Origin of the sequence: Pseudomonas sp. RIT357, from assembly GCF_000632245.1 — a bacterium.
GTDB lineage: Bacteria > Pseudomonadota > Gammaproteobacteria > Pseudomonadales > Pseudomonadaceae > Aquipseudomonas > Aquipseudomonas sivasensis.
Map to the genome: position 1 here is coordinate 193,575 of NZ_JFYX01000034.1, position 12,496 is coordinate 206,070.

At 58.7% G+C, this 12,496-nt stretch carries 10 protein-coding genes; 4 read left to right on the forward strand and 6 right to left on the reverse strand.

The genetic code is table 11. From position 1 onward, the window contains the following. Positions 1 to 53 precede the first annotated feature (53 nt). On the reverse strand, positions 54 to 350 hold the full coding sequence (locus BW43_RS08935; protein WP_032888834.1) for a PilZ domain-containing protein: 297 nt from the start codon (positions 348 to 350) through the stop codon (positions 54 to 56). A gap of 278 nt (positions 351 to 628) precedes the next feature. Between BW43_RS08935 and rssB the strand changes: the two genes are divergently transcribed. Both rssB and rssC read left to right on the forward strand, forming a co-directional pair. After that, positions 629 to 1,810 (forward strand): two-component system response regulator RssB, encoded by a 1,182-nt coding sequence (gene rssB / locus BW43_RS08930; protein WP_032888836.1) that lies wholly within the window; start codon positions 629 to 631, stop codon positions 1,808 to 1,810. Then, the gene (gene rssC, locus BW43_RS08925; protein WP_032888838.1) at positions 1,810 to 2,292 is read left to right on the forward strand and encodes an anti-sigma factor antagonist RssC; all 483 of its coding nucleotides are present in this window, start codon (positions 1,810 to 1,812) and stop codon (positions 2,290 to 2,292) included. Before rssB ends, rssC begins: the two co-directional genes overlap by 1 nt. 183 nt (positions 2,293 to 2,475) lie before the next feature. On the opposite strand, the gene tal is transcribed toward rssC, so the two are convergent. The 5 genes from tal to BW43_RS08900 form a co-directional block, all read right to left on the reverse strand. Next, positions 2,476 to 3,402 carry a transaldolase gene (tal, locus tag BW43_RS08920; protein ID WP_032888840.1) on the reverse strand — a complete coding sequence of 309 codons (927 nt, stop codon included), beginning with the start codon at positions 3,400 to 3,402 and terminating at the stop codon, positions 2,476 to 2,478. 230 nt (positions 3,403 to 3,632) lie between these two features. After that, positions 3,633 to 4,619 carry a tRNA dihydrouridine(20/20a) synthase DusA gene (gene dusA / locus BW43_RS08915; RefSeq protein ID WP_032888842.1) on the reverse strand — a complete coding sequence of 329 codons (987 nt, stop codon included), beginning with the start codon at positions 4,617 to 4,619 and terminating at the stop codon, positions 3,633 to 3,635. Positions 4,620 to 4,771: 152 nt separating this feature from the next. Further along, complete coding sequence (locus tag BW43_RS08910) at positions 4,772 to 5,500, reverse strand: metallophosphoesterase (RefSeq protein ID WP_032888844.1); 729 nt, start codon at positions 5,498 to 5,500, stop codon at positions 4,772 to 4,774. Between the two features lie 530 nt (positions 5,501 to 6,030). Beyond that, positions 6,031 to 6,870 carry a lipopolysaccharide kinase InaA family protein gene (locus tag BW43_RS08905; RefSeq protein ID WP_032888845.1) on the reverse strand — a complete coding sequence of 280 codons (840 nt, stop codon included), beginning with the start codon at positions 6,868 to 6,870 and terminating at the stop codon, positions 6,031 to 6,033. Positions 6,871 to 7,030: 160 nt separating this feature from the next. Continuing rightward, positions 7,031 to 8,218 carry an MFS transporter gene (locus BW43_RS08900; protein WP_032888847.1) on the reverse strand — a complete coding sequence of 396 codons (1,188 nt, stop codon included), beginning with the start codon at positions 8,216 to 8,218 and terminating at the stop codon, positions 7,031 to 7,033. A 163-nt stretch (positions 8,219 to 8,381) separates the two neighbouring features. Between BW43_RS08900 and BW43_RS08895 the strand changes: the two genes are divergently transcribed. Both BW43_RS08895 and BW43_RS08890 read left to right on the forward strand, forming a co-directional pair. After that, positions 8,382 to 11,195, forward strand: a complete 2,814-nt coding sequence (locus BW43_RS08895) for an ATP-binding protein (protein WP_032888849.1) — start codon at positions 8,382 to 8,384, stop codon at positions 11,193 to 11,195. Then, positions 11,192 to 12,391 (forward strand): EAL domain-containing protein, encoded by a 1,200-nt coding sequence (locus BW43_RS08890; RefSeq protein ID WP_032888851.1) that lies wholly within the window; start codon positions 11,192 to 11,194, stop codon positions 12,389 to 12,391. The genes BW43_RS08895 and BW43_RS08890 overlap by 4 nt, the downstream gene beginning before the upstream one ends. Positions 12,392 to 12,496 lie beyond the last annotated feature (105 nt).

The window sequence follows — 12,496 nt, forward strand, 5'->3', positions numbered from 1 at the left end:
GTTTGAAATGAAAAAAGGCGATCCTGAGTGATCGCCTTTTTTGTGCGCGGGTTTCAGCGCATTTTCAGGATGCTGAGGCCCAATTGCTGATCATTGCCCTCCGTTTTGGCCCACACCACTTTGGTATCTGCCTCCAGGCCTTTAAGGGCCGGATGTTCTGAATCAATCCGCACGCTCAGCAGGTCTCCTACGTTGAACTGGCGCGGTGCCTGCACTTGCATTCCGGAGCTGGAAAGATCCACGCAAACCCCGGCAATCTCTTGGCCTTCGTGGATCAAAGACACATCGGCATCCACTCGCATGCGGATGAAATCGCGTTTCTCGGCGTAGTCGCGCTCGTGTTCGCTCATGGGTTCCATCCTTACTTTGTGTTGTGGTCGTGGCTGTTCTTATAACTCCCGGTGATTTGCGATGTAAAGACGCCTGGCGACCATCGGCATGAGCTTGAAACACCTGGCGGATGGGAGTACCGTCTGCGCCTTAGAAGGGCACCTCTGCTTTACAGTTGTGCGTGGGCAAAACGCCTACGCTTTTGTAGGACAGAGAGGCTAGAAAGCGAATCCAGTAGTGTGACCCCGGCCATTGCCGAGTTGCCTACGCCAACCTAATTCTGGCGCCGTTTGCCCACATGCAAAAAACCAGTGCCACGCTGCTGATAATCGATGACGACGAAGTAGTGCGCGCGAGTCTCGCGGCCTATTTGGAAGACAGTGGCTTCAGCGTCCTGCAGGCCAGTAATGGCCAACAGGGTCTCCAGGTATTCGAGCGCGACCAGCCCGACCTCGTGATCTGCGACTTGCGCATGCCCCAGATGGGCGGCCTGGAGCTGATTCGCCAGGTGACTGAGCTTGCCCCGCAGACTCCGGTGATTGTTGTGTCCGGTGCCGGCGTGATGAACGACGCCGTTGAGGCCTTGCGCCTGGGCGCCGCCGACTACCTGATCAAACCCCTGGAAGACCTTGCGGTGCTGGAGCACTCAGTGCGCCGCGCGCTGGATCGTGCACGTCTACTGGTCGAGAACCAGCGTTACCGCGAAAAGCTCGAAACCGCCAATCGCGAGCTCGAAGCCAGCCTGAACCTGCTCCAGGAAGACCAGAACGCCGGTCGCCAGGTACAGATGAACATGCTGCCGGTCAGCCCATGGACCATCGACGAGTTCAAGTTTGCGCACCAAATCATCCCTTCGCTGTACCTGTCGGGTGATTTTGTCGACTACTTCCGTGTGGATGAGCGACGTGTGGCGTTCTATCTGGCCGACGTTTCGGGCCACGGTGCTTCCTCTGCTTTTGTCACCGTGTTGTTGAAGTTCATGACCACACGGCTGTTGTTTGAATCCAAGCGCAATGGCACCTTGCCGGAATTCACTCCCTCCGAGGTGCTGGGCCACATCAACCGAGGCCTGATCAGCTGCAAGCTGGGCAAGCACGTGACGATGGTAGGCGGCGTGATCGATGAAGAAACCGGTCTTTTGACCTACAGCATTGGCGGTCACCTGCCGATGCCTGTTTTATACACTCCAGACAGTGTGCGTTACCTGGAAGGGCGTGGTCTGCCCGTCGGCTTGTTCAATGAAGCCACTTACGAAGACCACATTTTGGAACTGCCGCCGACCTTCAGCCTGACGCTGATGTCCGATGGCATCCTGGACCTTCTTCCAGAGCCTACACTCAAAGAGAAAGAAGCCGCCTTGCCCCAACGGGTCAAGGCAGCTGGCGGCAGCCTGGATGGCCTGCGGCAGGTTTTTGGATTGGCCACGCTAGGGGAGATGCCGGATGATATCGCCCTATTGGTGTTGAGCAGGAATCTTTGATGAGTACCGGAAGAATCCAATTCGCTGAGCAAGACGGGACCTTCGTCCTGAAGTTTGTCGGTGAAGTGCGCCTGACCTTATGTTCGGCGCTGGATGCGACGATTGAGCGGATCTTCACTGCGCTGAACTTCTCGGCGATCGTGATCGATCTGACTGAAACTCGCAGCATTGACAGCACCACCCTTGGGCTATTAGCCAAGTTGTCCATTCTGTCTCGGCAGAAGGTTGGCCTGTTGCCGACCGTCGTCACCACCCACGAAGACATCACCCGGCTGCTGCAGTCCATGGGCTTTGATCAGGTGTTCAACATCGTTGATCGTCCGATTCCTTGCCCGGAATGTCTTACCGACCTGCCGTCTCAGGATCAGTCCGAAGAAATGGTGCGGGTGAAGGTGCTGGAAGCGCACAAGATCCTGATGGGCCTCAATGAGTCCAATCGCGAAGCGTTTCACGACCTCGTCAACGCCCTCGAGCGTCACTGATCCTTCTGTCGAACACATTCCAAATGTCGGAGGAGCCCCGATAGCGCAGTGTCAGTCAGTACATTCACAACTGACTCACCGCTATCAGGAGCAGCCGCTCCCGCAGTTGAGCTGAGATCGGTTTGAGACACAAAAAAAGGGCGGTACCCTCACAGGTACCGCCCTTTTTGCCGTCCCCGCTGTTTACAGCTTGGCGGACAACAGCGCCTCAAGTTTTTCCTGGTCACGGGCAAACTGACGAATGCCCTCCGCCAGCTTCTCAGTCGCCATCGCATCTTCGTTGGACTCCCAACGGAACTGCGCTTCAGTCATATGCACTCGCGCTTCACCGGCATGGCCAGGCGACAGCTTACGCTCCAGCTTGCCTTCATCCGCCGCCAGCTTCTCCAGCAGGTCCGGGCTGATGGTCAGGCGATCACACCCGGCCAATTCTTCAATCTGGCTCAGGTTACGGAAGCTCGCACCCATCACTACCGTTTTATAACCATTAGCCTTGTAGTAGTTGTAGATGCGCGTAACCGACTGCACGCCCGGATCATCGGAGCCGGTGTAGTCGTTACCGTTGGCCTTCTTGTACCAATCGTATATGCGGCCCACGAACGGCGAAATCAGGAATACCCCAGCCTCAGCACACGCCACAGCCTGGGCAAAGGAGAACAACAGTGTCAGGTTGGTCTGGATCCCTTCTTTCTCCAGCTTCTCTGCCGCGCGGATGCCTTCCCAGGTAGAGGCGATCTTGACCAATACACGGTCGCGGCCAACGCCGGCTTTTTCGTACAGGTCGATCAGACGGTGCGCACGCTTGAGAATGGCGGCCTCGTCGAACGACAGGCGGGCATCCACTTCGGTGGAAATGCGGCCCGGCACAACTTTAAGAATCTCTTGCCCCACCGCGACCGCAAAACGGTCGCTGGCCAGGCCCACATCACCGTTGCAGTCCTGCACGCACTCATCCAGCAGCTTGGCATAGCCCGGAATCGACGCGGCCTTGAGCAGTAGGGAAGGGTTGGTGGTTGCATCCTGCGGCTTGAGCTTGGCGAGGGTGGAAAAATCGCCGGTATCGGCTACGACAGTGGTGAATTGCTTGAGTTGTTCCAGCTTGGAAGTCATGAGCGTGCTCTGTCCTATGGGTCTGATGACATTACCCGAGCGCCGAGAGGCGCTCAAGGGCGCAAATGCGTTCGATCGTTTGCGAGGGCAACAACCTGAAAACAGCCGTTTGAATGACCGGCCGTGGTGCTAAATAGGAGGGCAAATTCGCCAGCAGGTTCAACCCAACTGCCCGATGACGGTGTGCCAGCTCAGCCAATAATCAACGGACTCCCCTGGAAGCCACCCAATCAACGCCCTTCCAACAAAGCCCCAGCCTGATCCAACAATGCCAACGGATCCGCGGCCTTATGAATATCCACCGACAGCAACTGCCTGAACTTGCGTGCCCCGGGGAACCCAGTGCCCAGTCCCAGCACATGCCGCGTAATATGATGCATCGTCCCGCCACCGGCCAAATGCTCAGCAATGTAAGGCCGCAACTGCGCCAACGCGTCCGCTCGACTGATCACTGGCTGTGCACTGCCAAACAACTGCTGATCCACCTCCGCCAGCAAATACGGATTGTGATAAGCCTCCCGCCCCAACATCACGCCATCAAACGTCTGCAAGTGCTCATGGCACTGCTCCAGCGTCTTGATGCCCCCGTTGAGCACAATCTCCAACTCAGGGAAGTCCTGCTTCAACTGCGCCGCCACGTCATAGCGCAAGGGCGGAATGTCCCGATTCTCCTTAGGCGATAACCCCTCCAGAATCGCAATCCGCGCATGCACGGTGAAACTGGTGCAACCGGCTTCCTTCACCGTCCCGACGAAATCACACAACTGCGCATAACTGTCCCGGCCATTGATCCCGATACGGTGTTTCACCGTCACCGGAATCGACACCGCATCACGCATCGCCTTCACACAATCGGCCACCAGCGCCGGATGAGCCATCAGGATTGCGCCAATCATATTGTTCTGCACCCGATCGCTGGGGCAGCCGACGTTCAAGTTCACTTCGTCGTAACCAGCGGCCTCGGCCATGCGCGCGCAGGCCGCCAGATCCGCCGGAACGCTACCGCCCAATTGCAGAGCAAGGGGGTGCTCGGCCTCGCTGTGACGCAGGAAACGCTCATGGTCGCCATGGAGGATCGCCCCAGTGGTGACCATTTCGGTGTAGAGCAGGGCGTGTTTGGAGAGCAGGCGCAGGAAGAACCGGCAGTGGCGGTCGGTCCAATCCATCATCGGGGCAACGGAGAAGCGGCGGGAGAGTGGAGCTGTTTGTAGGGACATTGGGAATCTGAGTCAACGAGGCGAGTGGCCTAGTTTATCAGGGATGTATCAGGGGTGTTTTGCGCTCTTCACCGTCTCAAGCGACAGGGTACACGGTGAGGATCCTCAATCAATGATTGTGTCGGATATCGTGGCCTGACCCTGGCGTCTCTTTATTGCATTGCTTGCATGGAAACGTTTGTAGCCGTCTGAGTTGTTAGTTCTATGAGGGTTAACGCTCCGTCGTCAAAGGAGCAGCCTGTATCTATGTAGATCGTATTTCCCAAATAGGTAAGGGAGGATACAGTTGAATGGCCGACATAAACTTGATCAATACCTTGAGTTAAAGCTTCATCGAGGCTTTCGATTTTTGTTCTGGCGTACAGTGCTTTTTCTAACGCTAGGCGTTGATGGACTTCGCCAAACTGACCCGTAATAGCGTCTTTTGCACTCTGCCAGGTGTCATTGTTATGCGTCAGCGGGGTCTCTGCGTGCACAATCCCAATTTTTCGACCATCTGTTAATTCAACCTCTATTATTAGAGGAAGATCTTTTAAGGCGTCAGACAGGGTCTGTTGAAATTGAGTTGATAGTTTGTAGAGCCATGCTCCACCGTTGCGCGAATGCCTGGCAATGTCGCCATTGCCAGAAACACAGTCGATAACCATCTGTTCATGGTTGCCTCTCACGGCGTGAAACCAGGGCTTCTGTAGCCAGACCACGGCATCGATGGAGTCGGGTCCTCTGTCAATGAGGTCGCCCACAGAGAAGATTCGATCTATGCGTTCATTGAAGTCCACTTTTTTTAAAAGAAGCTCTAATAGCTTGAAGTGCCCGTGGACGTCACCGACTATAAAATCTCGACCAATTTTGTTGGGTAAAAACGACTGGGTTTTGTGCATGGTCAGTGATCGAGGGGGGATATTTAATTTTAAGGATACTACGTACTTGGAGACTTGGTAACGTACGCATGGAAATCGCGGCTTCCTCCCTGCGCCCGCTATTTAAAGTACGAGCGAATCCTCGTACACGTCTTGCTGGTGACTTTCGGTAGCCGATGTGTCGCTGCAGGCGGTGCCATTTGGATAATGCAGTGTTCCTTATGGCCATCGCCATAAACCATCACTGCCGAGGTAGTGGAGGAGCCATCTTCGTTCAAGTACGTTGTGACATTTTCACTGTTCTCTGGGCGTTTATCAGGGCCGCCGTAGGGATCAGGGTTCGCGGGGGACTCGGCCGCATAGGCAGCCTGTGCGAGCAATAGAAGCGTGAGTGCACAAATGAATTTCACAGTGGGCCCTTCGACAGAGTTGGGAATTCAGTAAATACAGATTGAGGCGGCTGTGCAGCTCAGACCGCTAAATCCCTCAGGAAATTTCCCGCACTTTCTCGCCCGGCCCTGTGCAAGCCCGCTACTACAGGCAGGGCTGCGTCAGCCCACTTCGACAGTGCCTTTATGGAAAATCTCACGCCGTGCCCGGCGGCTGATGTTTTCGTGCTTGCTGAGTGTGTACATCTCGTCAAAACGCGCACGGTCGACACCGGGATAGTTGACCAGTTCTTCCATCACCATGCGGTCGTAATCCTGCTCGATCACAAAGCGGAAGACCTCGCGTCGATAATAGAAGCCGAATTGAAAGGCCAGCACTTCGGTGAGGTAGTCAGTCTGGGTGAGGAAGCAGTTCTCCAGGTCAATCGCCTTGGCGCACGTGGGGTGCTGCGGGTCGACCATCACATTGTTGGCCCAGAAGTCCATGTGGATGATGTGTTTGCTGTGCAGGGCGCGCAGCAGTTTGAATGACGCGGTGATCAGGCTCACGACGCCGCGTTCCTGCTTGAGCCATTCCAGGCCGCTGAGGTAGCCGTCGAGCATCTCGGTGAAGATGAAGAATTCCTGGATTAGGCCAAGCGCAGATTTTCTGTAACCGAAACCACGCAGTCCGGCGACCGGTGCGCCGCGCTTCTGCGCGCCCAGGGTGTTGATGACTTCCTCAACGGGCCAGTCGAATGTGCCGTCGCGTTTGGAGCGTCCGAAGGTGACGCGCAGTTTAGGACGCAGGCTGTCCAACGGCTGGGACTTGGCGAACAGATCGTTCTCCATGCCTTTCAACGGCGCGCTGATGCGGTTTTTGAGTTGATGGCGAGTGTCGATCAGGTCCTGAATCGCTTGGTGGACTCCGTCGTCGCTGGTGTGTGTGGTGAACACCGTCGCGTTGCCGTGATTGAGCGTTGCGGGAAAATTCTCAAGCACATTTCTATCGGGAAAGCTCAAAACACATCCTTGTCATTCGGAAAAGTATTACAGACATGTTACATGCACGATCTATTGGATCCAACCTGAACGTAACCTGTCTGGAAGTGAAATATTTTTCACGTAGGGTTTTCTGAGCGTTTTCTGGCGTTGATGCCTGATTTCAAGGAGTTCTATTCGTTTATTCCCCGCCTTTCATCCGTCGTGCAATCAGATAGATCCCCAATCCGGCCAACGCTGTGACTGCGCCGATATAGCCGGTGCTGGTCCAGCCCAACCCGGCCGTGATCGCCATGCCGCCAAACCACGGGCCCAGCGCGTTCGCCAGGTTGAATGCCGCATGGTTGGACGCTGCCGCCAGGCTTGGCGCTTCGTGGGCAATGTCCATCAGGCGGATCTGCAACGGTGCAGCCAACGCCACCATGGTGCCGACCAGGCCCATGCTCAGCAGCACGCCCCACAGCGATGCAGCTGCGAACGGAAAGAACAGCAATACGCCAATCGACCACACCAGGATCCAACCCACCGCGCGAAACTGCATGCGATCAAACAGCTTGCCGCCGGCGATATTGCCGATGATCCCGCCCACGCCAAACGCGGCGAGGCCAAAGGGAATCCACTGTGGCGAGACTTTGGTCACTTCGAGCATGGTCGGTGCCAGGTAGCTGAACACGCAGAACATCCCGGCAAACCCGATTGCGCCGATGGACAGTGCCATCCACACCTGGGGTTTGGTGAAGGCACGCAGTTCCTTGCGTGGGTCGCTGCGTTCTTCGTCATGGCGGTGCGGCACGAATTGCCAGACGAGGGCGATGGTGCACAGCGCAATCACGCTGACCAGCGCGAACGCCGAGCGCCAGCCCAGGTGTTGGCCGAGGAAGGTGGCGATGGGGTTGCCGAGCAGCATGGCCAAGGTCAGGCCCATCATGACGCGGGCGACGGCTCCGGCGCGTTTGTCGTTCGGCACCATGCTGGAGGCGACTACGGCAGCGATGCCGAAATAGGCGCCGTGGGGCAGGCCACTGATAAAGCGGAACGCCACCAGCGAACCGAAGGTGGGCGTGAATGCCGTGGCGAAGTTGCCCAGCGCGTACAAGCCCATCAACAGCAACAACATATGTTTGCGCAGCAGCTTGGCGCCGAGGATCGCCAGCAGCGGCGCGCCGACCATCACGCCCAGCGCATAGGCGCTGATGGCGTGGCCGACCTGAGGTTCGCTCAACCCCAGGTTCTGGGCGATGTCGGGCATCAGGCCCATGATCGCGAATTCTCCGGTACCGATCGCGAAAGCGCCCACGGCCATGGCGGCTTCCATTTTGGCGGCGCTGCGCGCGGGCAATACGTGCCCGGGTGTTTGCTGGATAGACATGGATCGCTCTGTGCAGGAGGGAAAGACGAGCCGCCGATCCTAACGAGGCGGCCACGAAGGAGTCTAGAACAGCGGATTACGCCTGAGTTCCATCCCATCACGGCGCCGGCCTTTGAGATCCGTCTTATTCACCCGGCTCCTGCTCATCCCTAACCTTTGGGCGATGAAACTCAAACATTTCCTGCAACCCCTCGATTCAACCTTCTCGACGCCCAAGGCAGCCCGCAAGTTGTTGCGTTTGTTTGCCGTTGCGTTGGTGCTCGGCGTTTATGTGGGGGCTTACAGTTATCTGCGTGCGGCATTCAGCGAGGAAATTTCGCTGCGGCGCAGTTATATGAACGAGGCGATTTCCGACGCACAGAGTTTTTTCGTCAGCCGCCAGACGCTGTTGAAGAGCCTCGGCCTGTCCACCGTCAGCCATAAGACGCCGCCCGTGGGCAACCTCAATGAAGTGCCGGCCGAAGAAGTGCATATCACCCTCGGTGAAGCAGGCAATATCTGGAGCCTGTGGCTGACCCGACGCATGCTCGATTACTTGCAGGCCAACCAGGTCAACCTGATTTACGTGCCGCAGCGTGCCACGCCGCTGGTCGAGCGCCTGTTTACCGTGGGCGAAGCGCCGGGGGCCGTACCGGAATCGGTGTTGAAGCGCTTGATGGCGGTGGATACCGGCAAGGTGTCGGTCAGCGATGAGTTGTGGCTGACCGAGCAGAGTCGCCTGGATTCATCGCTGTACATTTTTACGCGCCTGGACGAGCGCAGTCCTTCATCGGGCTGGCTTGGATTAGAGGTAGACGGACCGGACCTGATCAACGCCTTGCAGCATGAGAAGGCCGGCGACTTCATGTTGCTCGACGGTGCGGGCCAACTGATTTTCAGCAGCGCGCCCCATCAACCGGCGGCGGCGCAGGTGTTGCGCCAGTATCACTCCACCGCCAGTTTCGGCTGGGAAGGCAGCCGCTGGTTGCCCGACCGCCTGGCGATCCGCAAGCACTTGGGCTATTCGCACTGGCAGATCGTCTACAGCCTGGAGTTGAGCTCGCTGTTGCCCAGCCTGGCGCTGCCGTTGCTGGTCTGCTTGCTGCTGTGCGCGCTGGCGAGCCTGCTGATGGTGCGCCTGGTCCGGCGCATCGACCAGCGCCTGATCATCCCGGCGGCCAATCGCATCGAAGCGTTGGTGGAGAGCGAAGCGTTCAGTAGCGCCGTCATTCGGATCGCCCCGGTGGCCTTGTGCGTGCTGCGGCGCAGTGACGGCGAAGTGGTGCTGGAAAACCCGTTGTCGCGCCAATGGCTGGGCAAGGGCCAGGAGCGCCGGCAACTGTGTCTCGACTGGGTTCGCCGTGCCTTCCATGACGCCGAACACGGCAGCACCGACGAGTTGCAGATGGCCGATGGTCGCCACCTGTTCCTGAGCTTTGCACCTACCCGTTACCAACGTGAAGAAGTGTTGATCTGTGCCTTCAGCGACATCAGCGAGCGCAAACAGGTCGAGTTGGCGCTGGAGCAGGCGCGAACCCTGGCGGATGCGGCCAACGAGGCCAAGACCCTGTTCCTCGCAACCATGAGCCACGAGATCCGCACGCCGTTGTATGGCGTGCTGGCCACCTTGGAGTTGCTTGCCCGCACCGAGCTCAACAACCAGCAGCGCGGCTACTTGAATGCCATCGAAGGTTCCTCCGCGAACCTGCTGCAATTGATCTGCGACGTGTTGGATGTCTCCAAGATCGAAGCCGGGCAGTTGTCCCTGGAACTCACGGTGTTTTCTCCGCTGGAACTGGTGCAGGAAGTGATTCAAGGCTATGCCGGTGCCGCCCAGAGCAAGGGCCTGCAATTGTTCAGTTGCCTCGACCCGCACACCCCCGAACGCGTGCGCGGCGATGTCACACGGATTCGGCAGATCCTCAACAACCTGCTCAACAACGCGCTCAAATTCACCGAGAGCGGGCGCATCGTCCTGCGTTTACGCCTGGAAAGCCGTGAGGGCGAGCGCAGCATGTTGCAGTGGCAGGTGGTCGACACCGGCAAAGGCATTGCGGCGCACGACCAGCCCGATTTGTTCGAGCCGTTCTTCCAGGCCAGCGGCAACGCCAATGTGGTGGCGGGCAGCGGGCTCGGGCTGTCGATCTGCAAGCGCCTGGTGCACTTGATGAACGGCACGTTGCGTGTGGTCAGCGAGCCGGGCCTGGGCAGCAGTTTTACCTTCAACTTGCCGTTGGAGCAGGTCACCGACGATCAGCCCTGGGCCTTGCCGTTGTTGGGCGAGCGGGTCTATGTGGTGTCACCGGTACGCGAACTGGCCGAGAGCATCGGGGGCTGGTTGCGGCGCTGGGGTGCGCGGGCGCAATTGGGCGTGCCCGAATCCGTCGCCACTGACCCCGGCGCGGTGCTGGTCGAGCTTTATCCTGGCGCGGTCGATGCTGCGCGGCTTCGCTGGTCGGGCCCACGGGTAGTTGCGTCGGCTGATGAGCATGGCGTCTCGCTGGGACCGGGCGCGTGTTGGCAGATCGGCTTGAACAACCTGCACGCGCTCAATCGTGCCGTCAGCCGCGCCCAGGGCATCGAGGAACACCTGTCGCCCATCCCCCGCGAGGCGCCCGCCGAGGTCAGCCTGAACCTGCGTCTGCTGGTGGCTGAAGACAACCTGATCAACCAATTGATCCTGCGCGATCAGTTGGAAGAACTCGGCTGCACCGTGGTGCTCGCCGGCGACGGTATCGAAGCGCTGTCGTTGTGGGGCGAACGCCCGTTCGACATGGTCCTCACCGACGTCAACATGCCGCGCATGAACGGCTACGAACTCACCGAACAACTTCGCCGCTTGGGCTGTTCGCTGCCGATCATCGGCGCTACGGCCAACGCGATGCTCGACGAAGCCGAGCGTTGCCTCAGCGCCGGCATGGACCACTGCCTGGTCAAGCCGTTTACCCTGCGCGCGCTCTATCAGTGCCTGCAGCGCTTTCAAAGGAGCGAGCCTTGAGTGCCTATCGCGTGCTCATCGTGGAAGACCATCCCTTTCAGCATGAGTACCTGATCAACGTGTTCCAGGCCATCGGCGGGTTTGACGTCGACGCGGTCTGGGATGGCGCCACCGCGTTGCAGCGCCTGGCCAGCCAGCATTACGACCTGTTGCTCAGCGACCTGATGATGCCGGGGATGGACGGTGTGCAACTGATCCAGCAACTGGCCGGCCTGCAGGCGCCGCCCGCGTTGGCGCTGATGAGTGTGGCTTCGCGGCGCATGCTGGTGGGGGCCGGGGAGGTCGCGGGCAACCTGGGCCTGACGGTGGCTGGATTACTGTCCAAACCGATCAGCGATCCGCAGGTGCGCAGCCTGCGCGATTGCCTCGACCGGCTGGCCGAACAGGCGCGCACGCCGTGTTGCCATCGCGGCGTCAACCTGGCGCGGGACACCCTGGCCCGCGCATTGACCAACGGTGAGATCCAGGCCTGGTTCCAGCCCAAGAAATCCCTGCACGACGGGCGTATTGTCGGCGCCGAAGCCCTGGCTCGCTGGGTCCACCCGCAGGAGGGCCTGCTGATGCCCGCCGAGTTTCTCGGCGAGATCGAACGCCAGGGCCTGGAAACCCAACTGCTGTCCTGCATCCTCGCCCAGACCCTGACCGCCCAGGCCCAGTGGGCGCAGCTCGGCTACCGGCTGCCGGTGTCGATCAACCTGCCAACCCATCTGCTCGACCAGTGCGACCTGGTCGATCGCTTGCTGGCCCAAGTGCTGCAGCGCGACGCGGAGCCCCGGCAAATCACCTTCGAACTGATGGAAAGCTCCACCACACAGTTGGCCAGCAACTACTACGCTGGAGCATGTCGCCTGCGCCTGATGGGCTTCGGTCTGGCCCAGGATGATTTTGGCAAGGGCTTCAGTTCTTACTTCAACCTGGTGTCTACGCCGTTCAACGAGGTCAAGATCGACCGCTCACTGGTGCACGGTTGTGCAGACAACGAACACCTGGCGTCGGCCTTGCAAAGCATCATCGAACTGGGCCGCAAACTCGGCCTGACGACCATCGCCGAAGGCGCCGAAACCCAGGCTGAGCTGGCGGTGCTGAGGCGTTTTCGCTGCGACCAGGTGCAAGGCTTCTTGATTTCCCACGGCGTCGCTGCCGAAAAATTCAGCGCGCTGTTGATCGAAGATGGCCCTGCGCCAGCACTTATCTGAACGGCCGGGGTCACACAGTCAAGAAGCCCAGAGGAAGGGTCATCCGGTCAGCCGGGTGTTATCGGTCAATGCCGGATGAAGCATAGACCCTACGTCCTGATTCCA

What these genes read in the sequence shown, in the direction of transcription:
- dusA (WP_032888842.1), bottom strand. Translation starts at nt 4,619, where the DNA reads ATGTCCCTACAAACAGCTCCACTCTCCCGCCGCTTCTCCGTTGCCCCG.
- rssB (WP_032888836.1), top strand. Translation starts at nt 629, where the DNA reads ATGCAAAAAACCAGTGCCACGCTGCTGATAATCGATGACGACGAAGTA.
- rssC (WP_032888838.1), top strand. Translation starts at nt 1,810, where the DNA reads ATGAGTACCGGAAGAATCCAATTCGCTGAGCAAGACGGGACCTTCGTC.
- BW43_RS08900 (WP_032888847.1), bottom strand. Translation starts at nt 8,218, where the DNA reads ATGTCTATCCAGCAAACACCCGGGCACGTATTGCCCGCGCGCAGCGCC.
- BW43_RS08910 (WP_032888844.1), bottom strand. Translation starts at nt 5,500, where the DNA reads ATGCACAAAACCCAGTCGTTTTTACCCAACAAAATTGGTCGAGATTTT.
- tal (WP_032888840.1), bottom strand. Translation starts at nt 3,402, where the DNA reads ATGACTTCCAAGCTGGAACAACTCAAGCAATTCACCACTGTCGTAGCC.
- BW43_RS08895 (WP_032888849.1), top strand. Translation starts at nt 8,382, where the DNA reads ATGAAACTCAAACATTTCCTGCAACCCCTCGATTCAACCTTCTCGACG.
- BW43_RS08935 (WP_032888834.1), bottom strand. Translation starts at nt 350, where the DNA reads ATGAGCGAACACGAGCGCGACTACGCCGAGAAACGCGATTTCATCCGC.